Here is a 24,600-nt window from a genome sequence, read left to right as displayed (position 1 = left end):
CCTAGAAGGAGCCATCGTGAAAGTCAAGATCGCAGCCAGGGCCACAGTCACAGTCGTGGCCGTGGCGACGGCGCTCGCCGCGTGCGGCGCCCAGCAGTCCGGCGGCCCGGAGTCAAACACGGCGGGCGCCTGGCCGCGCAAGGGGAAGCCGGTCACGCTGATCGTCTCGTTCGCGCCCGGGGCGGCCGTCGACGCGGCGGCCCGCGTGGTCGCACCCGTCCTGGAGAAGGAGCTGGGTACGAACGTCGAAGTGCTCAACAAGCCGGGCGCCGGGGGACAGATCGGCTACACCGCGCTCACCAAGGCCAAGCCCGACGGCTACACCATCGGAGCCACCGGCTCGCCGTCCGTCGTCGTCTCGCCCCTCGACCCGAGCCGGGGCGCCACCTACACCCGGCAGAGCTTCCTGCCGCTGGGCATGCAGGTGCTCGACCCGATGCTGGTCGGGGTCGCGCCCGGCAGCCCGTACAAGGACCTGAAAGCCCTGATCGAGGCGGTCAAGGCCAAGCCGAAGAGCGTCACCGCGACCACGACCGGGGTGCAGACCGGAGAGCACTTCGCCCTGGCCGACATCCAGCAGAAGACCGGGGCGGAGTTCGCCCCCGTGCACTTCTCGGAGGGTGCGTCGTCGGCCATCGCGGCCTTCCTCGGCAAGCACGTCGAGGCGTACGTCGGCAACGTCAGCGACGTCAAGGACCTCGTCGCCCAGGGCAAGATCCAGGTGCTCGGCGTCATGTCGGCCGAGCGGAGCCCGTTCCTGCCGGACGCGCCCACCTTCGCCGAGCAGGGCTACCAGGTCGAGGGGGCGACCGCCCGCGGCTACTCGGCGCCCGCCGGGCTGCCGGACGAGGTCCGCGTCAAGCTCGAAGGCGCCCTGAAGAAGGCGATCGAGGACCCGGCGGTCGTCGCCAAGATGAAGGACCTCGGCCTGGCCACCGCGTACAAGTCCGGCCAGGACTACGGCACGTACTGGGCCGACCAGGAGACCACGGTCAAGCAGGCCCTCCCCCTCGTCCGCAACACCAAGAGCTGAAAGGCGCCTTCAATGAGCGAGACCTCCCAGGACGCGCTGGCCCGGCTGGCCGCCCTGCCCACCGCCAACATCGGCGACGCCATGGACCGCCTCGGCGTCCTCGACTCCCGGATCCGCCCCATCTGGCCGGGCGCCCGCGTGGCCGGGCGCGCCTTCACCATCTGGACCCGATCGGGTGACAACGCGCTCATCCACCAGGCGCTCGACGTCGTCGAACCCGGCGACGTCATCGTGGTCAACGGCGGCGGCGACGAGTCCCGGGCGCTGATCGGCGAGCTGATCGGGCAGCGCGCCAAGAACAAGGGCGTGGCCGGGTTCGTCATCGACGGGGCCGTCAGGGACGCCGACGGGCTCGGGGAGATGGGCATGCCCGTCTTCGCCCGTGCGGTGACGCCCGCGGGGCCGTACAAGAACGGGCCCGGCCACCTCGGCCGCACCGTCGCGGTCGGCGGCGTCGCCGTCGCGCCGGGCGACCTGATCCTCGGTGACGCCGACGGCGTGGTCGTCGTCCCGCTCGCCGAGGCCGAGCGGGTCGCGCAGGCGGCCGAGGCCGTCTTCGTGACCGAGGAGGGCAAACGGGCTGCCATCCTTGAATCCGCGTGACGACAGGTTCATCCGCGTGCGAGAAAGGGTTCCGCCGATGACCGCCGGACAGCCGCAGCCGTCCATGCGCTCGGTCGAGCGCGCGTTCGACGTGATCGAGGTGCTGGAGCGCAGCGACAAGCCGCTGCGGCTGTCGGAGGTCGCGCGGCGGGCCGGGCTGTCCCCGGCCACGACGCTGCGCCTGCTCGGGGTGCTGCAGCGGCGCGGGTTCGTGGTCGCCGGGCAGCAGGCCTACCACCTCGGCCCGGCCGCCCTCGCCATCGCGCACGGCTTCCTCGTCACCGACGGCCTCAGCCGCGCGGCCACCCCCGTGCTCCAGGAGCTGGCCGCCACCACCGGCCTGACCACGACGCTGCACATCAGGTCGGGCCTGGAGCGCATCGTCATCGCCCGCGTCGACGGCGCCGACCCGCTGCGCTACCAGCTCCCCATCGGCCGCCGGCTGCCGCTGCACCTGGGCGCGGGCAAGGTGCTCGCGGCGGCCATGCCGGACGACGAGCTCGACGCCCTGATGGCCGCGGTCCGCGACCTGGGCACCGCGGGCGGCAAGCCGGTCAGCGAGGCCGACCTGCGGGCCGAGCTGGAGCAGATCAGGGAACGCGGCTACCACTTCTCCATGAACGAACGCGTGCTCGGGAGCTCGGGCATCAGCGCGCCCGTGCCGGCCCCGGACGGCCACTCCATGGCGTCCGTGGGCATCTCCGGCCCCGCCGAGCGCCACCCCGAGAGCGAGATGCTCGGCTGGGTGCCCGAGCTGCGCCGCGCCGCCGCCGCGCTCGGCCGGGCGCGCGACCTTTAGCCATGGTTCACATATAAGAGGACTGAAGAGATTGATCATGCGTTGCGCCGTCATCGGACTGGGCGAGGCGGGCGGCGTCTATGCCGCCGCGCTCGCCGCCGCCGGGCACGAAGTGCTCGGGTACGACCCCGGCGACACCCCCACCCCCGAAGGCGTCACCAGGACGGCGACCCTGCGGGAGGCCGTCGAACAGGCCGCGTACGTGCTCGTCCTGACGGGGGCCGCCGCGGCTCCCTCCGTGGCCGAGCAGTGCCTGCCCCACCTGGCGCGGGGCGCCTGCTACGCCGACTTCACCTCGGCCTCCCCGGAGGTCATGGAGCGGCTCGGCCGGATGGTCGGCGACCGCGCCGACTTCGCCGACGTGGCGATCCTGGGCCCGGTGCCGTTGCACGGGCATCTGGTCCCGCTGCTGGCCAGCGGGCCGGGGGCGGATGCGATCGCCCGGCTCGTCCGCCCGCTCGGCGGCCCGCGCGAGGTCTCCGTGGAGGTCCTCGACGGGCCTCCCGGGGCGGCCATGGGCCGCAAGCTGCTGCGCAGCGTGTTCATGAAGGGGCTGGCCTCCGTGGTCTGCGAGGCCGTCGCGGCGGGGCAGGCGGCCGGGGACGAGGACTGGATCAGGGGCGAGATCGCCAAGCAGCTCGCGGGTGACGGCCAGGCCGTCATCGACCGGTTCCTGACGGGCACCCGTACGCATGCCGTACGGCGGGCCATGGAGATGCGCGACACCGGCGCCTACCTGGACGCCCTCGGCGTGCCCGCCGAGATGACCCGCGCGGCCGAGCAGACCCTCCGCCGCCTGTCCACCGGCTGACGCGGCTTTTGTCGGTGGGCGATGACATGATCCGGCCATGACGACCTTCGCGCCACTGCCCGGCACCGCGGCCTGGCGGCACCTTGACGCGCGCATCGGCTTCGAGGTGGTCTACTTCCGGCCGCTGCCGGACGGGCACCGCGTCGAGGGGTGCACGACCGCGGTCGAGGAAGGCCGCACCTGGGTCGTCGACTATGTCATCGAGCTCGACGCGAGCTGGGCCACCCGCTCGGCCCGGCTCGCGAGCCGTTCCGCCGGGGGCAGGTGCCAGATCCTCCTGGAGACCGACGGCGCGGGCCGCTGGCGGGTGGACGGCGCGCCGGCGTCCTGGCTGGACGGCTGCCTCGACGTCGACCTCGAGTCGTCGGCCCTGACCAACGCGTTCCCCGTGCACCGGATGCGCCTCGGCGTGGGCGCCGCCGCACCGGCTCCGGCGGCCTTCGTCCGGGCCGCCGACCTGGCCGTCGAGCGGCTCGAGCAGCGCTATGCCCGGCTGGCCGACGAGGAGGGGCGGCAGCGCTACGACTACGCGGCGCCGGTCTTCGACGTCGCCTGCCACCTGGTCTACGACGCGTCGGGCCTCGTCCTCGACTACCCGGGCCTCGCCGTCCGAGCCGCCTGAGCCGCCTGCTTCGGCTCACCCTTCGGGCTTCGGCTCACACCCCGGGCGCACCGGCTGACGGCGGCGACGGGGTGGCGGTCTGACGGTGGCGCTCTAACGGCGGCGGTCTACGGCGGCGACGGGCGGCGCGGTCTTCTCGGCCGCGACCGGCCCCGCTGACTCCTCCCGCGCCGGCGAGCCCTGCGCGCCGCGGTCGAAGAAGCGCAGCACCTCCACCGGCAGCGGCATCACCAGCGTGGACGTCTTCTCGGCCGCCACCTCGACGACCGTCTGCAGGAGCCGCAGCTGCAGGGCGCTCGGCGTCTGAGCCATGATCGCGGAGGCGTCGGCGAGCTTCTGGGCGGCCTGGAATTCCCCGTCCGCGGTGATCACGCGGGCGCGGCGCTCCCGCTCGGCCTCGGCCTGGCGGGCCACGGAGCGCTTCATGGACTCGGGCAGCTGCACGTCCTTGATCTCCACCCGGTCGATGTGGATGCCCCAGCCGAGCGCCGGGCTGTCGATCATGAGTGCGAGGCCCTTGTTCAGCTCCTCGCGGTTGGAGAGCAGATCGTCCAGCTCGCTCTTGCCGATGATGGAGCGCAGCGACGTCTGCGCCACCTGCTCCACCGCGAAGAGATAGTTCTGCACCTCGACGGCCGCCCGCAGCGGGTCCTGCACCCGGAAGTAGGCGACGGCGTCGACCTGGACCGACACGTTGTCACGGGTGATGCCCTCCTGCGTGGGCACCGGCATCGTGACGATCTGTACGTTCACCTTCTTCAACCGGTCGACTCCCGGGATGAGAAAGGCGACTCCCGGCCGGCGGATCTCCTTCTGTGCCCGGCCGAAGCGGAACACGATGCCGCGCTCGACCTGATTGACGATCCTGACGCCCCCGAACCCGGTCAATATGGCGATGGCCGCGAGGAAACCCAGGATGATCTCGGTAACCATAATGGCCTCCCTCCCATACTTCGAGAGTAGGCCTGCTCGAACGGAAGGGCGTACCGAGCCGGCCGGACCTCCCGGGCGCCGGGGTCCGCCGCTTCCGGCGCAACGGCCACGGTGCAGTCAACCGTCAACCGCGATCGTGCGGGGCGCGGTGGCCTGAAACAGTTGGAAATCTACTTTGTAAAGGGCGGATCCTGCTGAGCCGGCGGATGCGTATCTGGTAAACGTCAGTGCGGTGCGTCAGGATCGAGTTGCGGTTCTTGGCCAATACCTGATATGGCCCGGCAAACCTTTGAATCGAACTTCAACATAGCGGATTCATAGCTATTGACCGCGGGGCGGACGCACTTGCGACTAGGTTGCTGACAGCGGAGCCGGGGCGCAGGATCGGCGCGGGTGCGGGCGGTCCGGGGCAAGGGCGTCCCGCGCTCGCGAGAGCGCGCTGCGCGCGAGAGGAGGCGGGAGGGCGGCCGTGGTCTTGCCATGCCGGGGATGTCGCCGGTTGTTGATGGCTTATCACTGGTGAGAAGGGCAGAAGGGATCTCGTGCAGGTCTTTGGGCGAGCCTCGCGCAGGTCGGGTCCTGGTATGTTCCCCGCCCGGCCATGGGCCGGGGCGGCGTCGAGGAATGCCGGGCACGAGAAGCGCGAAAACCGCGTCACAACAGCGAAAGGCGTTGTAGTGCGAGACGCGATCGTGAAGTTCGATTGTGTCAGCACGGCGCCGCAAGGAGGTGCGTGATCTGCTGAAGGGGGCTACAGTACCTGCAACCATAACGTAATCGGAGCAGCATCATGGCGAAACGCATTGTTGAGTCCTTTGTCGATGACATCGACGGCAGTGACGCCGAGGGGACCACAAGGTTCGCTCTCGACGGCACCAGCTACGAGATCGACCTGTCGGGCTCTAACCGGGAGAAGCTGGAGAAGGCTCTCGCTCCCTTTATCACCAAGGCTCGCGCGGTCCGCGCCGAGCGGGGTGTTCGCGGCCGACGCGGTGGCGCCGGCACTTCGCGGGCCGTCACCCGTGAGAAGTCCACTGAGATCAGGCGGTGGGCGAAGGCCCAGGGGCTGCCGGTGAGCGAGCGTGGCCGCATCGCCGCCACTGTCGTGGAGCAGTACGAGGCGGCCCACTGAGGGAGCGATCCGGCTTCCGGTAGGTCTTTTCAGGACAAGAGCACGGGCGGTCGGGTCCTGGCCGGCCGCCCGGCTCGGTCATCGAATGTCGTCCAGGGCCGCGTACAGTGCCTCGACCAGGGAGCGGACGCGGAAGTCGCCGCCTTCCAGCAGTTCGGAGCCGCGGTTGGGGACGTAGCCGAAGGCGAGGCCGCGGTCCGGGTCGGCGAAGGCGAACGAGCCGGTGGCGCCGCCCTGGCCGAACAGCCCGGTGATGTGCCCGGGCGCGGGCCAGAAGGGGCCGCCGGGCACGGCGAAGCCGATGCCCCAGGCGGTGTGGACCCGCAGGGTCTGGTCGATCCCGTCGGCCTGCGGGGTGCGGATCCGGTCGACGAGTTCGGGCCCGAGCAGGCGGATGCCGTCGACCTCGCCGCTCAGGGCGGCGAAATAGCGGGCCAGGGAGTGGGCGGAGGCGACGCCGTCCATCGACGGGCTCTCCACCTGGTACGTACGGGGATCGTTGGTGCTGTCCCAGCCGATGGCGACGCTGCCGTAGAAGGCGCGGTAGGACAAGGTGGCTGGGTCGTTGAGCGCTTCGGCGAAGTCGGCGAGTTCGGGGACCTCCATGCCGAGCCGCATGGTCTCGGCGTCGGGGACGACCATGGTGGCCATGCGCGGCATGGCGCTGTCGGGGACGCGGACGTGGCAGTCGAGGCCGAGCGGGCCGGTGATCTCGCGTTCCAGGAATTCGCTCAGCGTGAGCCCGGAGACGCGGCGGACGATCTCCCCGGCGAGGTGGCCGATGCTGACGCCGTGGTAGCCGTGCGCGGTGCCCGGGGGCCATTCGGGGGTGGCGGCCGCGAGGGCGTCGGTGATGGGGGTCCAGTCGCGCAGGTCCTCCCAGGTGATGGGGTGGGTGTCCAGGGTGGGCAGGCCGGCGCGGTGGCCGAGCAGCGTCCGTATGGTGATCTCGCCCTTGCCGTTCTGGGCGAACTTGGGCCAGTAGCGGGCCACGGGGGTCTCCAGGTCCACCTCGCCGCGTCCGGCCAGCACCAGCGCGGCGCCCGTGGCGAACGTCTTGCAGGTGGAGGCGATGGGGGCGATGGTGTCGCGCCGCCAGGGCCGGCGTGTCTCCGGGTCGGCGTGGCCGCCCCATAGGTCCACGATCGGGGTGCCGTGCCGGTAGACGGTGAGCCCGGCGCCGACCTCGCCTCCGTGTGTGAAGTTCCGTTCGAACGACTCGCGCACCGCCTGGAATCCGTCGGCGGTGGTTCCTTCGATCTGCGCCATCGTCGCGCTCCTCGCGTCAGAGCCGACCTACCGGTCGGTCGGGTGGCTGGACGCTAGCCTACCGACCGGACGGTTGGCAACCGGGGTATGCTTTCAGCCTGAACCGAGAGAGGGACGGCGATTGGCACCGAACGAAACCTCCGACACCCGGCTGCGCATCATCGAGGCGGCGCGGGAGCTGTTCACCGCACAGACCTACCGTGCGGCCAGCATGCGGGACGTCGCCGAACGGGTCGGCATCAGCAAACCCTCCCTCTACCACCACTTCCGCAGCAAGGGCGAGATACTCGACTGCCTGGTGCGGCCCCCGATCGACCGGCTCGACGCGACGATCCGGGACGCCGCCGCCGCGCCCACCCTCGCCGAGGTGCGGCAGCGCGTGCTCGGCGGCTGCGTCGACGTCATGCTCGGCCACCGCGAGACCATGGTGCTGCTGCTGCGCGACGCCTCCGTCTACGGCGACGAGACCACCGAGCTCATGTCGCGCGTGGTGGGCATCACCAGCCGGGCCGTCGAGCTGCTGGCCGGCCCCGATCCTGACTGGCGCCGGCGCGTGCGGGCCGCCCAGGCCTTCGCCGCGGCCACCGACCCGATCGGCCATCTTCCGGACGTTCCGGACGACGAACTCCGGGACGAGCTGCTGCGTGGTGCGACCGCGATCCTGTCGCCGTGACGACAGCGGCGGCCACCGGCTACGGCCGGTCGCCCGGCTTGTCGACGATCCCGGCCTCCAGGTGCGCGGTCCGGCCGCGTCTAAGGGAGCAGGGAGCGTCCCAGGTCGACGACGAACCGGGCGAGCCGGGCCCGCTTGCGGAACAGGTCGTGCAGCTCGGGGGTGGGCGCCTGGCCCAGGCGTTCGAAGGGGATCGCGGTCCAGGCGCTGCGCAGCACGAGGGTGGCGGCGTAGCCGAAGGAGACCTCGGCGGGGTCCGCGAGACCGGCCACCGCGGCGGTGTACGCGGCCTCGATCGTCTCATGGACGGCGGGCAGGTCCGCGGGGTCGAGTTCGCCGGTGTGGGCCCGGCCGACGAGGAGCTGGCCGAGATCGAAGCCGACGGCCGCCGGGTACGGCCAGCTCCAGTCGATGGCCACGAAGTCCGCCGAGCCGTCGGCCGGGATCAGCAGGTTCGAGGGGCTGGCGTCGCCGTGGACGAGGGTGTGGGGGAGGCGGTCGAGGGCGTCCAGCAGCGGGTCGATGTGGTCGGCGAGGGCCAGCAGGTCGGCCTGCAGCAGGGGATCGGCGTTCGCGGCGATCAGCGGGTGCCGCCACGTGGCGGGGTCGCGCAGGGTGGGCAGGAACAGGTTGGCGAGCGGGCCTTCGCAGTAGTAGCGCAGGCCGTGGTTGAGCGGCTCGCGCGGCGCGGACGTACGGCCCGCGACGGGCTGCGCGGTGGCCAGGTCGCCGAGCCGGCGGGCGGCGGCGCGGTAGCGGTCCAGGTCCCAGGCGGCGGGCGCGACCCGCACGTCCTCCAGCCACATGACGAGCCGGTCGTCGCCCAGGTCGTCCAGCCGGTACATCCGGGGCAGCCGCAGCCCGCCGGGGAGCCGGGGGCGGGCCAGGTAGACGTCCGCGTCGGCCCGCCAGGGGAAGTGCGCGAGCGCGGTGGCGCGCAGCGGCTCGGGGATGTCCGCGTACCAGGGCGAGTGCCGGATCTCGTGGATCGCCTTGACGAAGAACGACCAGGTCACGCCGCCGGTCGTGGTGCCGCGCACGCGGTGCAGCGAGGTCGTCGACAACGCCCCGGGGCCGGAGTCGAGGAGGTCGATGTGCTGGTCCGCGATCTCGGCGAGGGGGTCGCCGAGGCTCTCCCGTACGAGGTCTGTCAGGCCGGTGGTCAGCGCCATGGTCATGGGCCCCAGCATGGCGGGCGGGACAACTCGCTCGCATGAGCATGGCCTACTCAAATACGCTTTCGCCGTGGCAGGCTCCTGGCCGTTCATCGGGCGTGTGGCGCAATTGTCGGAGATCAGGTCCGCCTCCAGGGGCGTGGTCGTGGCCGGTCCGCCGGGCACGGGCAAGAGCCGGCTGGCGGCGCAGGCCGTGCACGGTCTCGACGGGGTCGCCTGGGCGCGGGCCACGGCGGCCGCCGCGGAGGTCCCGCTGGGCGCCTTCGCCCCGCTGCTCCCCGCCACGCCGCCCGCCGGCAACCCGCTGGGCTGGGCGGCCGCCGCGGTGCGCGTGCCGGTGCTGGTGGTGGACGACGCCCACCTGCTCGATCCGGTCTCGGCCGCGCTCGTCCACCATCTCGTGACGCGGGACGGCACCCGGGTGATCGCGACGCTGCGCAGCCGGACGCCGGTGCCGGACGCGGTGCTCGCGCTGTGGAAGGACGACCTGGTGCCGCGGCTGGAGCTGGAGCCGTTCTCCCTGGAGGAGACGGCGGCCGTCCTGGAGGCCGCGCTGGGCGGCCGGGTGGAGTCGGCGACCGTGGCCCGGCTGTGGCGCGTCAGCCAGGGTAACGCCCTCTACCTGCGCGAACTCGTGCTGTCCGGGATGCTCGCCGCCGACGGTGGCGTGTGGCGGTGGAGCGGGCCGCTGACGATCACGCCCACGCTGCGCGAGACCATCGCGGGCCGCATCGGCGAGGTGACCGCTCGGGAGCGGGAGGCGCTGGAGCTGTTGGCGTACGGCGAGCCGCTCGGCGCCGACCTGCTGGCCGCCTTCGGGTCGCTCGACGCCGTCCAGCAGTTGGAGGACCGGCAGCTCGTCACGGTGCAGCCGGACGGCCGGCGGCTCCAGGTGCGGCTCGCGCATCCCCTGTACGGCGAGGTCATCAGGGACGGCTGCGGCGTGCTGCGCGCCCGCACGATGGTGCGCCGACTGGCGCAGGCGGTCTCGGAGGCCGGGCTGCGGCGGCACGAGGACGTGCTCAGGGTGGCGGTCTGGCGGCTGGACGGCGGCCTGACCGGCGATCCCGGGCTGCTGCTGGCCGGCTGCGAGCGCGCCAGGGTCATCCGGGACCTGGAGCTGGCCGTACGGCTGGGGCGCGCGGCCGTGGCCGCGGGCGGCGGGACTCCCGCGCTGGCCGCGCTGGGCACGGTGCTGTTCTACACCGACCGGTACGCCGAGGCCGAGGAGGTGTTCGCCACCGCCTGGGCGGCGGAGATGGGCGAGGCGGCCCGGACCGACCTCGGCGTGCAGCGGGCCATGAACCTGGCGGTCGGGCTCGGGGACGTCGCACGGGCGCGAGCCGTCCTGGAGGAGACCGGCGGGCTCGTCCACGAGGTTCAGCCGCGGCAGGCGACGCTCATCATGCGGGCCGTCCTGGCCGCCCTGACCGGCGACATCGCCGCGGCCGAGGACCTGATGGCGCGGGCGCGGGACATGGGCCCGTTCAGCCCGCACGGCGCGCGGATGATCAGCGGGGCGGAGGCGGCCGTCCTGGTGGCGCAGGGGCGGGCCGCGGAATGCCTGGCCCACGTGGCGGAGATCGGCGCGGGCCTGGCGAAGGAGCCGGTCGCCATGCGCAGCCTCTCGGCCGCCTTGACCGGCCATGCCACGCACGCCGCGCTGCTGCTCGGCGATCTGGACACCGCCGAGCGGTTCGCCGGGCAGGGGTACGGCCTGGAGGGGCCTTTCCACACCTGGACGCGGGCGAACCTGGAGTTCGGCACGTGGACGGCCCGCGTGCTGCGGTTGCGCGGCCGGCTCGCCGACGCTCTCGCGTGGGCCCGCGACACCGCCGCGCGGCTGCCCGATCGCAGCGTGCTGGCGGGGTCGTGCCTGGGCGAGCTGGCGCACGCGTACGCGCTGCTCGGCGAGGTCGCGGCGGCCGAGCAGGCGGTGGAGCGGGCGGAGGCGACGGGGACGCCGATCGGCCCGTCCGTCGTCGTGCCGCTGCGCCTGGCCCGCGCGTGGACCCTGGCCGGTCGCGGCGACGCGGCCGGGGCCGTCGAGCTCTGCCTGGAGACCGCCGAGGACGCGCTGCCGTGCGACGTGCCGTTCCTGCTGCACGACGTCGTCCGGCTGGGCCGCGCCGACCTGGTGTCCGCGCGGCTGGCCGCGCTCGACGTGGAGGGCCCGCTGGTGGCGCTGTTCGCGCGGCACGCCGCCGCCCGCGACGGCGCGGAGCTCGACGCGGTCTCGGAGGGCTTCGAGCGGCTCGGCCTGCTGCTGTACGCGGCCGAGGCGGCGGCGCGGGCGGCGGCCCGCTACCGCGAGTCCGGGCTGGTACGCGGGGCGCGGGCGGCGCAGACCCGGGCCTGGCGGCTCTCGCAGCGCTGCCAGGGCGCCCGTACGCTCGCGCTGATGGACCTCGACGTGCCCAGCCTGACGCCGAGGCAGCGCGAGATCGCGGTGCTGGCCGCGCAGGGGCTGACCAACCGCGAGATCGCCGCGCGGCTCGTCGTGTCCGTCCGCACCGTGGCCAACACCCTGTACGCCGTCTACGACAAGACCGGCGTCAACGACCGCGCCGCCCTGGCCGCGCTCCTGAACCGGCTGGCCGGTTGACCGGTGGTCAGCGCAGGATCGTCGTCACGACCTGGAGGACGAGCACGACCAGCAGCACCGCGGCCAGGACGAGCCAGCGGGGATCGAGCCAGGCGGACCTGACGGCCTCGGCGGGGGCGTCGGGGTCCAGCAGGTCGCGCAGGATCGGGTTGACCTCGTCGTCGGGCAGCAGCCGTTCCAGCTCGGGCACCAGTGCGTGCAGCCGGGAGCGTACGTCGGCCGGCGGGCGCGTCCGCGCCCAGGCGTGGACGTCCCTCAGGATGCCCCGGGCCGCGCCTTCGGTGGTCGCCTCCGCCAGTTCCGTCAGGAAGTAGTCGAAGGCGTCGCGCACCGCGACGGGCTGCGGGTCGGGGCGGGCCTGCGGTGTGACCGGTGCGCGGGGCTCCGGCGCGGGCGTGGGGCGGGGCCGTTCCGCGGGCGCCCGCCTCCGCGGGCCCGATGTCACCGCGGGCGCCGGTTCTGAAGGCGCTGAAGGCTTGGGAGGCTCCGGCGGAGGAGGCGTCCGGGGCTCGTCCGGTACGGGCTTCGGCGGCTCGCGCAGCGCGGCCCCGAGCAGCTCGACCCGCTCCTCCAGCGCCGTCCCGTCGTTGATCCGCAGCCGCTTGACCAGCTCCGGCAGCCGTCGGCCCGCGTACGCGTCGACGACCATGGCCGCGATCTCGCCGTACAGGTCGCTCTGGTCGGGCGCCCGCAGATCCACGCGCCGCCGGTGCGAGGCCCGCGACGACGGCCCCGGCCACTGCTGCAGGAAGATGACCTCGGCCCCCTGCTTGAGGTCGTCGCTCTCGTAGGTGGAGAACGTCTCCGGATAGCGCCCGAGCACCAGGTCCAGGATGTCCACCAGCCCCCACAGCTGCACGACGGCCTCCCCCTGGGCCACCACCGAGAGCGACTCCCGGTGCCCGCGCAGCGCTTCCGAGACGATCGGCGCGAGCGTCGCCGCCTCGGCGCGGGCCCGGCGGTCGAGTGCCGCGCTCGCGTCGGCATAGGGGCGCAGCAGCACGGCCAGGTCGAGCGGCTCCGGGTCGGCGGGCAGCAGCGAGCTCCAGCCGGGGGCGAGCGCGAGCGCCTGGCGGACGTTCGGCATCGCCGAGGCGTTGGCGGCCGAGCCGCCCAGGTACGCCTGGACCCGGATGGTCCGCCTGCTGTCCGAGCCGCCGGTGCGCGTGCGCGAGAGCACCACCACGCGACCGTCCACCATGAGCCGGCAGACGCTGACCCCGGGCGCGGGACCAGGGTCGAGCCAGGGTCCGAGCTGGTGGTACCAGCCCCGGGTGTCCTCCAGGGAGGAGCGCACGGGGCCGAGGCCGGTGCGGCGCTCGTCCCACTCGAACAGGATCCAGTCGACGCTGGAGTAACGCCCCATCAGATCCCCACCTCCGGATAGCCGCGCAGGACACCGGTCATCGCGAGGAGCGAGATCAGGGGCGCCAGGACGCGTCGCGGCCGCACGCCCCTGGGGAAGCGCCCGTCGGTCGGGGCGCAGCCCGTCGCCGAGACGAAATGCAGGGTGCACTTGCGGCATTTGTCGTAGGGGCTGAGCCACGCCTGCGCGCCGCGCCCGTGCAGGAAGGCGTAGACGTCGCGGCTCTCCCGCAGGACGTCCACCTGGTCCAGCCGGTCGGGCTCGTCGTACAGCCAGGTGTCGACCGGCGACTCGAAGCGCACCGAGTCGCTCTTGGTGACCGCGATGACGGCGGGGATGTCCAGCCGCCCGCCGCTCTTGGGCAGCCGGTCGAGCACGGCGCGGAAGGACTCGTCGCCCATCCTGGCCGACCTGGTGGCGGCGTCGATCACGAAGAGCAGCCCGCCGACGGCCGGCACGAACCTGGTCGCCTCGTGGGTGGAGCTGCGCAGCAGCTCGCCGGCGATGTCGAAGAACGCCACCGCGGTGGTGTGCCGGCCGTCGTTGACGAGCAGCGCGTCGGCCGGCTCGGCGGTGGCCCGGTGGGTGGTGCGCGAGAGCGCGGTCCGCTCCACCATCAGCGGATGCACGTACGTGTTGACGTACTCGGCGTGCCGCTCGATGTCCACCGCGTCCGCGGTCAGCCCGTACGGCCGCAGGCCGCCCTGCTCGATGGCGCCGATCATCGAGGCCAGCAGGTGGGTCTTGCCCGTCTCCGGCCCGCCGACCAGCCCGATCACCAGCGGGCGGCCGTGCCGTACGTAGGTGTAGGGCAGGTGGTGTTCGAGGCTCGGGTCCGCCACCGGCGCCGGGCAGCGGACGTGGGCGGCGCGCAGCAGGTCCTCGCGGCGGGCCCCGGTCGCGTTCTCCAGGGAGAGCGGCTGGTAGTGGCCCGCGGGGGTGCGTTCGTAGAGCTCGTCCTCGCTCCAGGCGAACTCGTGCAGGCAGATCGGGCAGAGGATCACCGGATCACCATCCAGACGACCACGACGAGGGCGGCCAGCACGGCCAGCGGAAGCCAGCGGGCCCACCACTTCTGCGGCTGCTCCTGCTGCACCTGCTCGATCCGGGTGACGGGCGGAGGTTGCTCCACCTCCTGCTCACGTTTGGCTTCGTGGGCCCGGTCGAAGGCGACGCGGCCCTCCTCGAGCCGGAGGTCCGGTTCGGCGGGGATGGACCGCATGGGGTCCGGCTCCCGCAGCCGGTCGAGCACCTCCAGCGCCGACGGCGGCTGACCGGAGAAGACGTCGTGGATCGGCTGCAGCGCCGGGGCGGCGGTGAGGTCGGGGCGGTCGGCGACCTCGCGGGCGGTGACCGTGCGGTAGATCACCATTCCGGCGCTCCAGAGGTCGTCGGCGGTGGAGGCGCGGCCGGTGCCCGCGCGCTGATCCGGGGCGGCGTAGGGGGCCTCACCCAGCCGCAGCCGGCGGCTGCCGGCCAGCGTGGCGTGGCTGAGGTCGGTGAGCTGTACGGCGGTCCCGTCCCAGCGCACGGTGCCCGGGTCGATGCGCCGGTGGACGATGTCGCAGGCCGACAGGATGCGTACGGCGCGGAAGAGGCTCGCCTGCAGGGCCCGCTGCTCGGCGATCAGGAGCGAGCCGGCGAAGCGGGTGACCGGCTCGCCCCGGTGGTCGGAGAGCAGCACGAACGGCTCCTCCTCGTCCAGGCTGTAGCCCATCAGCCGGGGCAGCTCGACGGGGTAGGCCCGCCGCAGCCGGGTGAGCAGCCGGGCGCCCATCCGGGCCTCGTTCTCCAGCAGGTCGTAGAGGTGGTCGCGGTCGCGCCCCTCCGCTCGGGGCACCCGCCGCTGCACGATCGTGGTGCCCGGGACGACGAGGGTCAGCCGGCGCTCGAAGGGGTCGTGGTCCGGCTCCGCCTCCACCTCCCAGGTCACGAGGTCGCCGTCGGGAGTGAAGAAGGTCAGCGGCTCAGGTTCCATCCTCGCTCCAGTTCTCCTCGACCGTCCCGGGGCGCAGCGGCACCAGGCGCAGGGTGCCGGCGTACTGTCCTGACCGGGTCCACACGACGTCGGGCGGGTTGCCCTGCCCCCGCACGGCCCTGGGCGCGAAGCGCACCGCGTACGCCTGCCGCAGCAGCATCGCCAGGTCACGGTCGCCGCACAGTTGCAGCATCTGGCCGTTCGCCTGGGCCCGCAGCGCGCGCACGACCTGCTGGGACTGCCGCCAGACCGCGTCGACGAGCTCCTGGCGGCCCGTGTCGCCGGTGCCGAAGTCGGGGCGTTCCTGGACGCCCCGGTGGGTCAGGTGGTAGCGGTACTGCCGCAGCGTCTCGTCGACCCGGCGTTCCAGCCCCACCTGCGCGTCCCGGTAGGCGCCCTGTTCGAGGGAGGTCCAGGCGGGCTCCAGCCAGCTCGTGACCGCGTCGACGAGGTCGCCGGTGATGACCTCGCGCAGCTGGCCGCCGCGGTCGCGCAGCCGCACGGTGACCTCCTCGTCGAGCGCCGGGCTCGCGGCGGCCTGGCCGGTCTCGGCCTTGCTCCAGTCGGTCAGCGTCCAGGACACCTGCGCGCAGATCTCGTTCAGCGCCGCCGCCAGCGTGCGGGACGCGTCGGAGGTGTGCATGCGGGCCTGACCGAGCATCCACTCGCTGGCCGCGACCCGTTCGAGCATCGAGCGCAGGTCGTCGAGGGCGGTCCTGGCCGGTCCGAGCGAGAGCTGCTCGCGCCACCACGCCCGCGAGCGCCGCCAGAAGACGAAGCGGGGCAGGAACGTGGCGGGGAACTCGGCGGGCGCGTGCAGCGCGTTGAGCAGCTCGTCCGGGCAGGCCCGCCAGAGGTCGCCGACGAAGGCGCGGCTGCCGATAGGCGCGCTGTGGTCGGCCAGCAGGCGGTAGCGCGAGACCATCCGCTGCACGCTCTTGCGCTCGGCCAGGGCCGCCTCCAGGTCGGCGCGCAGCTCGCCGACGATCTGGGCGTGGCCCATGTCGGCGGGGACGGCGAACCTGATCCCGTGCGCGGCCAGCCGTTCGGCGGCGTTGTCGTCGGTGTGGTCGATCTCCTCGAAGAGCCGCGCGACGGTGTCGCGGAACTCGGCGAGCGCCCGCCCCGCGGCGATCACCTTGTCGACGACCGCGGCCCGGGCGCGGGCGTTGTGGACGTAGCCGAGGTCGTCCAGGGCGCGGACCGCCTGGTCGATCCGTTCGGCGGCGCTCCGGTGGAGCCGGTGCAGCGGGCCCTCCGGGACGAGCGCGTCGAGGAGGTCGGAGGGCAGGTCGACGGTGCCGCTGAGCACGGGCAGCGCGGTGGCCAGCGGCGAGCTGAAGGTGGCCGTGTCCTGCTGGACGGGCCCGTCGAAGCGTTCGGCCACCTCGCGGAAGGCCTGGCCGAGCACCTCGGGATCGATCCGGCCGGCCACGATGCGCCAGCCGGGCGAGGCGGTGCCGTACGGGATGTCGCCCAGGCTGTTGACCACCTCGTCGAAGACCTCCGGCTGGGTGAGCAGGTCGATCAGGATGGCCTCCGCGCTCACCCCGGGCCCGTGGGCCGCCTCGCCGGTGTCGGCGTTCCACAGGATGCCGCAGGGGTCGCTCACCCAGAGCACCCTGCGGCTCTCCCCGTCCAGGACGGGGGGCAGGCGCAGGTCGGGTCCCACCGCCAGGACGAGCACCGACCTGACCAGGCGCGAGCTGAAGACGTCCTGGAGCACCCGCTGGGCGCCGGCCAGGCGTTCGGTGTCGGCCACCACCAGGACCTGGGCGCCGAGCCGCTCCAGCTCACCCTCGCGCAGGTCGAGCACGACGACCATGCTCACTCCCCGAGGAGCGCGTCCAGGTCGCGCAGGTTGTAGGCGACCGCCTCGGCGACCCGCTCGAACGGCAGGTCCAGGGCGGCGGGCAGGGTGTGCGCCCAGAAGGCGATCAGCTGGTCGGCCCGGTTGCGCGCGCCCGACGGCAGCTTGGGCACCATGATCTCCAGCAGGCCGAGCTGGTCGGCGGACATGCCGGTGACGAGGTGGTAGAGCGGGTCCGGCACGGTGGGGGCGCCCGCCAGGCCTTTCGGGGTGGCGTTCATGAGCTGCTCGCTGACCAGGCTGCGGAACTCCTCGTCGCCGCCGATCACCCACTGCTCGTAGGCGCGCAGCATGCTCGGCCAGGAGGAGGCCTTGCCGTACCCGGTCAGCGGGAGCGTCATCGAGCCGCCCTCGACGTCGATCCGGATCCGCGCCGGCGAGCTCAGCTCGCCCTCCACCACGCTGACCCGGCCGTTCCAGAGCAGGCAGAGCAGCCGGTGCAGGATCCGGACCCGGTGCTCCTCGGTCGTGGCCAGGTAGCCGAAGTCGTAGCCGAGCCGCTGGCGCCACTTCAGGTGGTCCTGCGGCCTTTCGTCGCGCAGCGCGTCGGCCCAGCTGTGCAGCACTTCGCGCAGCTCGCGGACCTGGGTGACGCTCATCGAGGTACGCAGTTGCACCACGGTCACAGAGTCGGCGTCGATGTTGCGGTAGTCGGGCACGCCCGGCAGGTCGATCCGGTCCTTGAGGAACCGTTCGAGGGCCGGGTCCTTGGCCGGCGCCGGATAGGAGACCAGCACCTTCAGGTCGCCGGTGCCGTCGGGGGTGAAGCCGCCCGGCACCAGGTCGGCCAGCTTGAGCTGGAACTGCCGCACGTGCGGGTCGTCGCCGCCGCCCGAGGCGGCCTGGGCGAGGATGTCGGCCAGCGAGGGCAGCAGCGGCTGTTCGCCCAGCGCGGCGGCCTCGTCCTGGTCCTTGAAGAGCTTCTTCACCTCCAGCTTGATCCGGTCGCGCACCCAGGTGAGCGCGTCGGCCGGCTTGCCCGTGCGCCAGGCCAGGTCGTAGGCGTGCCGCCAGCCGTCCGGGCCGATCAGCGCGTTGGCCACGGCGGCCTCCCCGTCGGTGGGCCGCAGCAGCTGCCGGGAGACGAAGACGTCGACGAAGCGGCGGACGACCGCGTCGTAGAAGGACTCCGCGCCCGCGGGCGGCAGCAGGTGGTAGACGCCCACGCGGGTCTCGTAGAGCTCGCCGGCCCGGCGCGCGAAGCGCTCGGCGTCGGCCTCGGCGTGCTCGACGAAGACCTGCGTGAACTCGCGCACCTCGCGGATGAGCTGCTTGCGGCGCGGCTCCCAGCGGGGCATCTGGTCGGCCCACGCCCGGTGCCAGAGCCCCTGGCTGCGCCACAGGTACCAGGTGTCCTGGTCGGCGATCGAGGCCTGGACCTCGGGGTCGGTCCACTGCACCTTGCGCAGCAGCCGGTCGCGCATCGGCCGGGGCTGCGGCGGGGCCTCGGTCATGTTGTCGTACGGCTTGCGCGGCTGCGCCCTGCGGTGGTCCAGGAGCCCGGCGAAGCCCAGCCGGTCGGCCTCGTGCACGTCGCCGGGCAGGCCGACCACCACCCGCCGCAGCCGGAACGGGTCGACCTGGCCGAGCGCCTCGAGCGCGCCGCGGCGCACGTCCAGCTCCTGGGCCAGGGTCGGCACGACGCGGTTGAGCTGCCGTTCGAGCGAGGCCAGGTTGTCCTCCATCGCCCGCATCCGGTTGGCCAGCGACTTCTGGATCTCGGCCGCGCCGGTGGCGGGGCGGACGTCCGGCAGCGGCAGCGGCTCGCGGGTGTTGAGCGGCTCGAGGTTGGTGGTGGTGAACATGCGCCGGATCTCGTCGATGTTGCTCTCGGCGGCGCCCGGCGGCACGGCTTCGAGCTGCGTCACCGCGCGGGCCAGCAGCCGGGAGCTGACGAGGTCGGCCAGCTCCTCCACGGGGACGGTCATGGAGGAGACGAAGGCCGTCGAGACGCCCCGGTTGCCGATGCCGGAGGCCGCCGCCACCTCGCGTTCCACGGCCCGGTTGATGAAGTCGTCGGCGAAGGAGGACTCGCCGCGGTCCTCCATGCCGCCGCCGTCGCCCGTGGTGTGCGGCTGGGTGCCGGCCAGCGAGACGATCAGGGAGGCGATCGAGCGGTGCAGGTCGTCCCGCTCGACGCCGGGCGGCATGGTGAACAGGAACGCCGTCTGCACGGTGCCGGTGGCCAGCCGCACCTCGCCCCTGCCCGGGTAGCGCACGCCGAGCTCGCCGGCGATGCCCTGCTCGTCGATCTGCGTGCCGGCGTGCGGCGCGTTCTGGTCGTCGACCAGCCGGAACAGGTCCAGCAGGCCGGCGCCGGCGTTCAGGCGGGCCCGGCGGCCGCCGCCCTTGCCCTCGGCGAAGGCCGACGGCATGACGACCAGCGGGTAGATCCGCGCCCTGATCTGGTTGCGGGCGAAGGCGTCGCCGATCAGGTGCAGATAGTCGTAGAAGATGCCGCTGCCGGTGCCGCCCGCCACCGAGTAGGCCACGAAGACGTCGCAGGTGCGTCTGAGCCGGCCGCCCAGCCCGGCGAGTTCGCCGCCCGAGTTGCTGATCGCGCCGATGGCGTCGTCGATGCCCTGCACCACCGGCCCGGGGCCGTGCCGCATCCGCTCGAACAGCGCCGCCCTGGCCACGGTGGGCAGCTGCCCGGCGCCGCGCATCAGCGGGGCGACCAGCGGCTCCTGCTCACGCGGCGGCAGCCAGTCCTTGACATGGTCGCTCAACGTCGCCCGCAGGCTGCGGGCCACCTCCGGGTAGGAGTCGAACTTCGGCACCACGTCGTGGATCAGGTGGGCGGTCCGGGCGGCCGCCGGGAACTCCCGCTCGGTCGGCACCACCCGGCGCCGGGTGCGGGTCAGCTCGGCCTCGTTGAGGTCCACGTAGACGAACTGCAGGCAGGAGGGCAATTCGTAGGGTTGGTAGTTCTGCCAGCTGAAGTTTCTGATCAGGTCCATGCCGTCCGGACCGCACAGCTCGTCCCGCAGCCGCCGTTCCAGTTCCACTCCGACCCGGCAGCCGGTGCCGCCGAGCCCCACGAACATCATCGGATCGAAGATCCTCATGCGCCCCTCACATCAGGTCGTCGCCTGGCATCGGTCTGTGGGTCCTGCTCTGGGACGGCTCCCGCGAGCCGTACACGGGTTGTTCCGCGCCCTTGCCCCGGTCGTCGTCGACGCCGAGGAACATGCCGCCGGTCAGCGGGATCGGGCGTCCCGGGCGTAGCGGCTCCAGCTCCTGTCCGGACGGGTCGCGGACCAGGACGGTCTGGCCGCCGCCCCGGCGGGCCGTGTAGCCGGTGCCGAACGTGCGCACCAGGCGGCCGGCGGAGATCTCGAAGGTGAACTCGGGCCCCTCGCCGAGCGGCGCCTGCATCTTGCTGACGTACGGCTCGCCCGGCCGGTCGAAGAGGTAGAAGGTCAGCTCGCTCGGATCGGCCGCCCGCATCCGCGCGCGCCTCCTGAGGAGCAGCAGCGGCAGGGCCACCGCCAGGATCAGCAGGAGGACCAGGAGGGCCTGGAGCAGCCGCTGCCACAGCGGCGTGGGCGGCTGCACGTCCACGTCGACGAACTCCTCGGCCACCACCTGCCCGGACGCGTCGACGACCTGGACCGAGCCGCCGACCGGGCCCTTGGGCGCCTCCGCGCCGATCCGCAGCTTGAGGGCGTGTTCGGAGGCGCCCGCCGGCGCTTGGAGCCGCTGGACGGACAGGCTCACCGTGCCCGGGACGTCGACGAGCCGCAGGGCGAGCTGGGCGGGTTCGGCGTCGTTGGTCACGCGTACGGTGCCGGAGACCTCCCCGCCCGGCTCGACGGTGGCCGCGTCGAGCTGCACCTGGGCGCGGAGCCGGTCGGCGGGCCCGGCGACGCGGGTCGCGTAGGGGCGCTCGTCGCCGGCGACGCCCGGGCCGGTGACCTTGCCCAGGAAGGACAGGGCGCCGGTGGCCGTGGCCGGGATGGTGACCTGGCCGGAGTATTCGCCGTCGCTCTGGGCGCGGTCCGGGCCGTCGCCCGTGTCGCGCAGGTCGACGGGGAGCTCCTGGAAGCCGTCGCCGGACATCCGGGCGGTGAAGCGCAGGCCCTCCAGCGCCGCCGGGTCGGTGATCGTGCCGGTCCTGGTCTGCAGGCGCAGCCGGACGGCCACCTGCTCGCCCGGACGCGGCCGGGGGTTGCTCAGGGAGATCGAGGCGCGCAGCGCGCCCTGCCAGACGACGGTCGCGCTGACGTCCTGGCGGCTGACGCCCGGCGGGGACGTCAGCTGGACCCGCCACTTGCCGGGCAGCGGGTTGCGGATGCGCAGCGACTCGACCGGGCCGGCCTCGCCGGCGACCTGGAAGGTCGAGTCGTTCTGCTCGCCCTGTTTGGGCACCTGGTTGCCGTCGGGGTCGAAGTAGGTCACCCGGATGCGCCGGTCGCGCTTGACCACCACGATCGAGCCGTCGGTCGCGATGATCGGGATGTTGACCTGGAGGTCGACGGTGGCGTTCGGCTCGAGGGAGTCGGTGACCGACTGCTCGATGCCCGCGCACCGGGCGTAGGCGAACGCCTCCAGCAGCGATCGCTCCACGTCCGCCGAGGTAGCGACCACCCTCGCGCGGGGCGTGGCCGTCCCCTGGTCGCCGCAGGGCTGCCGCCAGCCGCCCGCGGCGAAGGCGTCGAGGCTCGTCTTGTCGGCCGAGCCGAAGCCCAGCGGCCAGATCTGCACGCGCGCCTTCTCGGCGTCCCGCAGGCTCCGGTCGATCTGTGCCCGGGCGTTGCGGTTGCGCGCCTGGGCGTCGGCGCCGTACTGCGGGCTGTTCCTGACGTCGAGGACGCCGTCGGTCAGCAAGAAGACGATCTTCGCCCGCTGCTGGTCGTCGGGCGCGTTCATGATGTCGAGGGCCTGCTCCAGGGCGGCGGCGTGGTCGGTGTCGCCGCCCTCGTCGCTGTTACGGCGGCGCAGCTTCTCCACGCACCGGCTCAGCGACTCGCGGTCCTGGGCCGTCTCCACTCCGGTCAGGGGGCAGGCGATGTCCACGGCCGCCTGGCCCGGGCCGTTGGAGCTGCCGAAGCCGACCACGGCCACCTGCGACTGGGGCGAGAGCTCGCTGAGGGCGATGAGCTGGGAGGCGGCCCGTTCACGGGCGACGTCCTGGCCGGACAGGCTGCCCGACTCGTCGACCAGGACGACCACGCGGACGGGTTTGACGTCGGAGGGCTGCGAAGCGCTCGCGGCCGTAGGTAAGAGCGCCACAGCAGCGGTCACGGCCAGGGCGAGAAGGGACCTGAGGGATGAAGTGACGCGCACATTTCCTCACAGTTGCCGTTTTACCTATCCGCAGAACGGAGAGAGGCCACCAGAAGTTTCTGCCGCAGTTATGGACGCAATGGAAGTCTGATTAATGGGGTCCGAAATTTAGCCTCGACGCAGACATATGGCAATCCTAAGGGGAGAAATGGCGGGTCAGGCGGCAGATGAGCGATCTGTGAATCCGCTGGTCACATTAGCCACATTGGTCACTTGACTCACAAAGCCGACATAAGGGGCATTTCCTGTCAGGGGCGGTGGGCGCGGATGATGAGGTCGGCGGCGTCGGCGGCGATGGCGTGCCGCCGTTCGGGCCGCAGCGGCAGCATCCCGTACGCCGTCTCGACCCGCCCCTCGGTGATCACCAGGTACGAGAACTGGCGTGCCGCCCTGGCCGGGTCCGGGACCCGCAGCCGGCCGTCGGCGTCGCAGTCGCGCAGGTAGTCGACCACCGTGCGGTCCGCCGACGCCGAGCTGCCTCGCCAGGTGCGCTGGAGCTCCGGATGGTGCGCCACCTCCGCGATGGTCAGCCGGTGCAGCGCGGACACGCGGGGTGAGAGCGCGATGTCGAGGATCCGCCCGCCGAGCGCGGTGAGGCCCTCGCGCGGATCCCCGCTCAGGACGATGTCCGCCGTGCCGTCCGCGTCGCCTGCGCTCACCGCCGACCTGGCCTCCTGGATCGCGGCCAGGAACAGCTGCTCCTTGTCCCCGAAATGGCCGTACACCGTCTGCTTGCCCACCCCCGCCACCGCGGCAATGGCGTCCACGCTCGTCCGGGCGTACCCCTGGTCGGTGAACACCTTGATCGCGGCGTCGAGGATGGCCCGGCGCTTGGCCGGGGAGCGTCGCGGGCCGTGCTCGGCCATGGTCTGTACCCACTTTCTCCGGATGGGGGCTAGTCTACGAGACGAGACGGTCTAGTCTAGTTTAGGGAGCGACGATGGACGCCGATGTCATCGTGGTCGGAGCCGGGCCCGTGGGGCTGCTGCTCGCCGCCGAGTTACGGCTCGCCGGAGCCAGGCCGCTGGTGCTGGAACGGCTCGCCGAGCCGAGCGCCGAGCCCAAGGCGCGGGGGATCGGCCCGCTGGCCGCCGAGGCGCTGCGCCGCCGGGGGCTGGGCGGGGCCCTGGAGGCGTACCGGGAGCAGGGGCTCGCCGACAAGGCGCGCGACCACGGCAGCGAGAAGGGGCACTTCGCGCAGATCTTCAAGATCGACCCCGCGTTGCAGGAGGAGCCGGACCGGGTCGGCGCGCCGATCTGGCAACGGGACCTCGAACGGGTCCTCGCTTCGCTCGTTGGAGACGAGGGTGTCGTGATGCGTGAGTGCGAGGTCATCGCCCTGGCGCAGGACGACTCCGGCGTCACCGTCACCGTCGCCACCCCGGCCGGGGAGCGGCGGTTCTCCGCGCCGTACCTGGTCGGCTGCGACGGGGGACGCTCGACGGTGCGCAAGCGGGCCGGGTTCGATTTCCCCGGCACCGAGCCCACGAGCGTCGTACGGCGGGTCCTGACCGACGCCCCCGGCCTCGACCGGCTCCCCGCGTCGGGCTGGACCTCCACGGGCAGGCTGATGCGGGCGCCCGGGATGGTGGCCACGATCGAGTTCGACGGGTTCCCCGAGGATCGCGGGCTGCCGCTGACCGCCGAGGAGATGCGCCAGAGCCTGCTCAGGGTGACGGGAGTGGACGTCGAGCTCGCGCGGGTGCGCGGTCCGCTGCGGTTCACCGACGGCGCGCGCCAGGCGGCCACGTACCGGATCGGCCGGGTCCTGCTGGCCGGCGACGCCGCCCACGTCCACTCGCCGAACGGCGGCCAGGGGCTCAACCTCGGCCTCATGGACGCCGTCAACCTGGGCTGGAAGCTCGCCGCCACCGTCGCCGGGCGCGCCCCCGAGGGGCTGCTCGACACCTACACGGCGGAACGCCACCCCGTCGGAGCCGCCGTCCTGCACAACACGCGCGCCCAGTCCGCTCTGTCGTTGCCGGGAGAGCACGTGGCGGCCATGCGCGACATCGTGTCGGACCTGCTCGACCTCCCGGACGTCAACCGCTACTTCGGCCGGATGCTGAACGGGCTCGGCACCCGGTACGCGTTCCCGTACCCGGCCACGCACCCGCTGACCGGCCGCGCCTGCCCGGACCTGCGGCTGGTGACGACTCCGGGGGAGACCCGCACGATCTCGGAGCTGTGCGGGGGCGGGCGGGCGCTGCTCGTCCACGCGCCGTCGCAGCCGGAGGTCGAGCGGGCGGCGGGGCCGTGGCGCGGGGCGCTGGACGTGGTCGAGGCGACCGTGAAGGATCGCGACGATCTGGCGGCGGCGCTCGTCCGGCCGGACGGAGCGGTCGCGTGGGCGTCCGGCCCCGGTCCCGCCGACACGGTCACGCTGACGGCCGCCCTCGGCACGTGGCTGAGGCCCTGACCGCCACCGCGGCCTTGACTGGG

Annotated in this window: 19 protein-coding genes; 9 read left to right on the top strand and 10 right to left on the bottom strand. The window is 73.0% G+C overall.

What is annotated here, in order from left to right; all coding sequences use genetic code 11:
- Positions 1-16: 16 nt before the first annotated feature.
- The 5 genes from ACIHFD_RS55405 to ACIHFD_RS55385 are packed head-to-tail and all read left to right on the top strand — an operon-like array spanning position 17 to position 3,868.
- Positions 17-1,033 carry a tripartite tricarboxylate transporter substrate binding protein gene (locus ACIHFD_RS55405; protein WP_397373775.1) on the top strand — a complete coding sequence of 339 codons (1,017 nt, stop codon included), beginning with the start codon at positions 17-19 and terminating at the stop codon, positions 1,031-1,033.
- 12 nt (positions 1,034-1,045) lie between these two features.
- Positions 1,046-1,636, top strand: a complete 591-nt coding sequence (locus tag ACIHFD_RS55400; RefSeq protein WP_350739434.1) for an RraA family protein — start codon at positions 1,046-1,048, stop codon at positions 1,634-1,636.
- A gap of 37 nt (positions 1,637-1,673) precedes the next feature.
- A complete protein-coding gene (locus ACIHFD_RS55395) occupies positions 1,674-2,435 on the top strand; it encodes an IclR family transcriptional regulator (RefSeq protein WP_363972768.1) in 762 nt (253 codons plus the stop codon).
- Between the two features lie 37 nt (positions 2,436-2,472).
- Complete coding sequence (locus ACIHFD_RS55390) at positions 2,473-3,246, top strand: DUF1932 domain-containing protein (RefSeq protein WP_397373774.1); 774 nt, start codon at positions 2,473-2,475, stop codon at positions 3,244-3,246.
- A gap of 37 nt (positions 3,247-3,283) precedes the next feature.
- Positions 3,284-3,868 (top strand): putative glycolipid-binding domain-containing protein, encoded by a 585-nt coding sequence (locus ACIHFD_RS55385; protein ID WP_397373773.1) that lies wholly within the window; start codon positions 3,284-3,286, stop codon positions 3,866-3,868.
- A gap of 93 nt (positions 3,869-3,961) precedes the next feature.
- Here the strand turns inward: ACIHFD_RS55385 and ACIHFD_RS55380 are convergent, their stop codons facing one another.
- Positions 3,962-4,801 (bottom strand): SPFH domain-containing protein, encoded by an 840-nt coding sequence (locus ACIHFD_RS55380; protein ID WP_397373772.1) that lies wholly within the window; start codon positions 4,799-4,801, stop codon positions 3,962-3,964.
- Between the two features lie 790 nt (positions 4,802-5,591).
- On the opposite strand from ACIHFD_RS55380, the gene ACIHFD_RS55375 reads away from it, so the two are divergent.
- Positions 5,592-5,933 (top strand): Lsr2 family protein, encoded by a 342-nt coding sequence (locus tag ACIHFD_RS55375; RefSeq protein ID WP_185077364.1) that lies wholly within the window; start codon positions 5,592-5,594, stop codon positions 5,931-5,933.
- 78 nt (positions 5,934-6,011) lie between these two features.
- On the opposite strand, the gene ACIHFD_RS55370 is transcribed toward ACIHFD_RS55375, so the two are convergent.
- Positions 6,012-7,202 (bottom strand): serine hydrolase domain-containing protein, encoded by a 1,191-nt coding sequence (locus ACIHFD_RS55370; RefSeq protein ID WP_397373771.1) that lies wholly within the window; start codon positions 7,200-7,202, stop codon positions 6,012-6,014.
- A 121-nt stretch (positions 7,203-7,323) separates the two neighbouring features.
- Here ACIHFD_RS55370 and ACIHFD_RS55365 point away from each other — a divergent pair, with 121 nt between their 5' ends.
- On the top strand, positions 7,324-7,875 hold the full coding sequence (locus tag ACIHFD_RS55365; protein WP_397373770.1) for a TetR/AcrR family transcriptional regulator: 552 nt from the start codon (positions 7,324-7,326) through the stop codon (positions 7,873-7,875).
- An 80-nt stretch (positions 7,876-7,955) separates the two neighbouring features.
- On the opposite strand, the gene ACIHFD_RS55360 is transcribed toward ACIHFD_RS55365, so the two are convergent.
- On the bottom strand, positions 7,956-9,053 hold the full coding sequence (locus ACIHFD_RS55360) for a hypothetical protein (protein WP_397373769.1): 1,098 nt from the start codon (positions 9,051-9,053) through the stop codon (positions 7,956-7,958).
- A gap of 67 nt (positions 9,054-9,120) precedes the next feature.
- On the opposite strand from ACIHFD_RS55360, the gene ACIHFD_RS55355 reads away from it, so the two are divergent.
- Positions 9,121-11,655, top strand: coding sequence for a LuxR C-terminal-related transcriptional regulator (locus tag ACIHFD_RS55355; protein WP_397373768.1), 2,535 nt, complete (start codon positions 9,121-9,123; stop codon positions 11,653-11,655).
- A gap of 7 nt (positions 11,656-11,662) precedes the next feature.
- Here the strand turns inward: ACIHFD_RS55355 and ACIHFD_RS55350 are convergent, their stop codons facing one another.
- The 7 genes from ACIHFD_RS55350 to ACIHFD_RS55320 all read right to left on the bottom strand — a co-directional run bounded on the left by ACIHFD_RS55350 (position 11,663) and on the right by ACIHFD_RS55320 (position 23,024).
- Positions 11,663-13,021, bottom strand: a complete 1,359-nt coding sequence (locus ACIHFD_RS55350) for a hypothetical protein (RefSeq protein WP_397373767.1) — start codon at positions 13,019-13,021, stop codon at positions 11,663-11,665.
- Positions 13,021-14,025: a hypothetical protein gene (locus tag ACIHFD_RS55345; protein ID WP_397373766.1), complete on the bottom strand. Its 1,005-nt coding sequence runs from the start codon at positions 14,023-14,025 to the stop codon at positions 13,021-13,023. The genes ACIHFD_RS55350 and ACIHFD_RS55345 overlap by 1 nt, the downstream gene beginning before the upstream one ends.
- Complete coding sequence (locus tag ACIHFD_RS55340) at positions 14,022-14,999, bottom strand: hypothetical protein (protein WP_397373765.1); 978 nt, start codon at positions 14,997-14,999, stop codon at positions 14,022-14,024. The genes ACIHFD_RS55345 and ACIHFD_RS55340 overlap by 4 nt, the downstream gene beginning before the upstream one ends.
- Positions 14,989-16,824 carry a hypothetical protein gene (locus tag ACIHFD_RS55335; RefSeq protein ID WP_397373764.1) on the bottom strand — a complete coding sequence of 612 codons (1,836 nt, stop codon included), beginning with the start codon at positions 16,822-16,824 and terminating at the stop codon, positions 14,989-14,991. Before ACIHFD_RS55335 ends, ACIHFD_RS55340 begins: the two co-directional genes overlap by 11 nt.
- A gap of 2 nt (positions 16,825-16,826) precedes the next feature.
- Positions 16,827-19,937: a tubulin-like doman-containing protein gene (locus tag ACIHFD_RS55330; protein WP_397373763.1), complete on the bottom strand. Its 3,111-nt coding sequence runs from the start codon at positions 19,935-19,937 to the stop codon at positions 16,827-16,829.
- 7 nt (positions 19,938-19,944) lie between these two features.
- Positions 19,945-22,116 (bottom strand): VWA domain-containing protein, encoded by a 2,172-nt coding sequence (locus ACIHFD_RS55325; RefSeq protein ID WP_397373762.1) that lies wholly within the window; start codon positions 22,114-22,116, stop codon positions 19,945-19,947.
- Between the two features lie 290 nt (positions 22,117-22,406).
- Positions 22,407-23,024, bottom strand: coding sequence for a TetR/AcrR family transcriptional regulator (locus tag ACIHFD_RS55320; protein WP_397373761.1), 618 nt, complete (start codon positions 23,022-23,024; stop codon positions 22,407-22,409).
- A 74-nt stretch (positions 23,025-23,098) separates the two neighbouring features.
- Between ACIHFD_RS55320 and ACIHFD_RS55315 the strand changes: the two genes are divergently transcribed.
- On the top strand, positions 23,099-24,577 hold the full coding sequence (locus tag ACIHFD_RS55315) for an FAD-dependent monooxygenase (RefSeq protein ID WP_397373760.1): 1,479 nt from the start codon (positions 23,099-23,101) through the stop codon (positions 24,575-24,577).
- Positions 24,578-24,600: the final 23 nt, after the last annotated feature.

The sequence above is a fragment of the Nonomuraea sp. NPDC051941 genome (genome assembly GCF_044593615.1).
The sequence above is the reverse complement of the archived record's forward strand: the minus strand, read 5'-3'. Positions and strand labels throughout refer to the sequence as shown.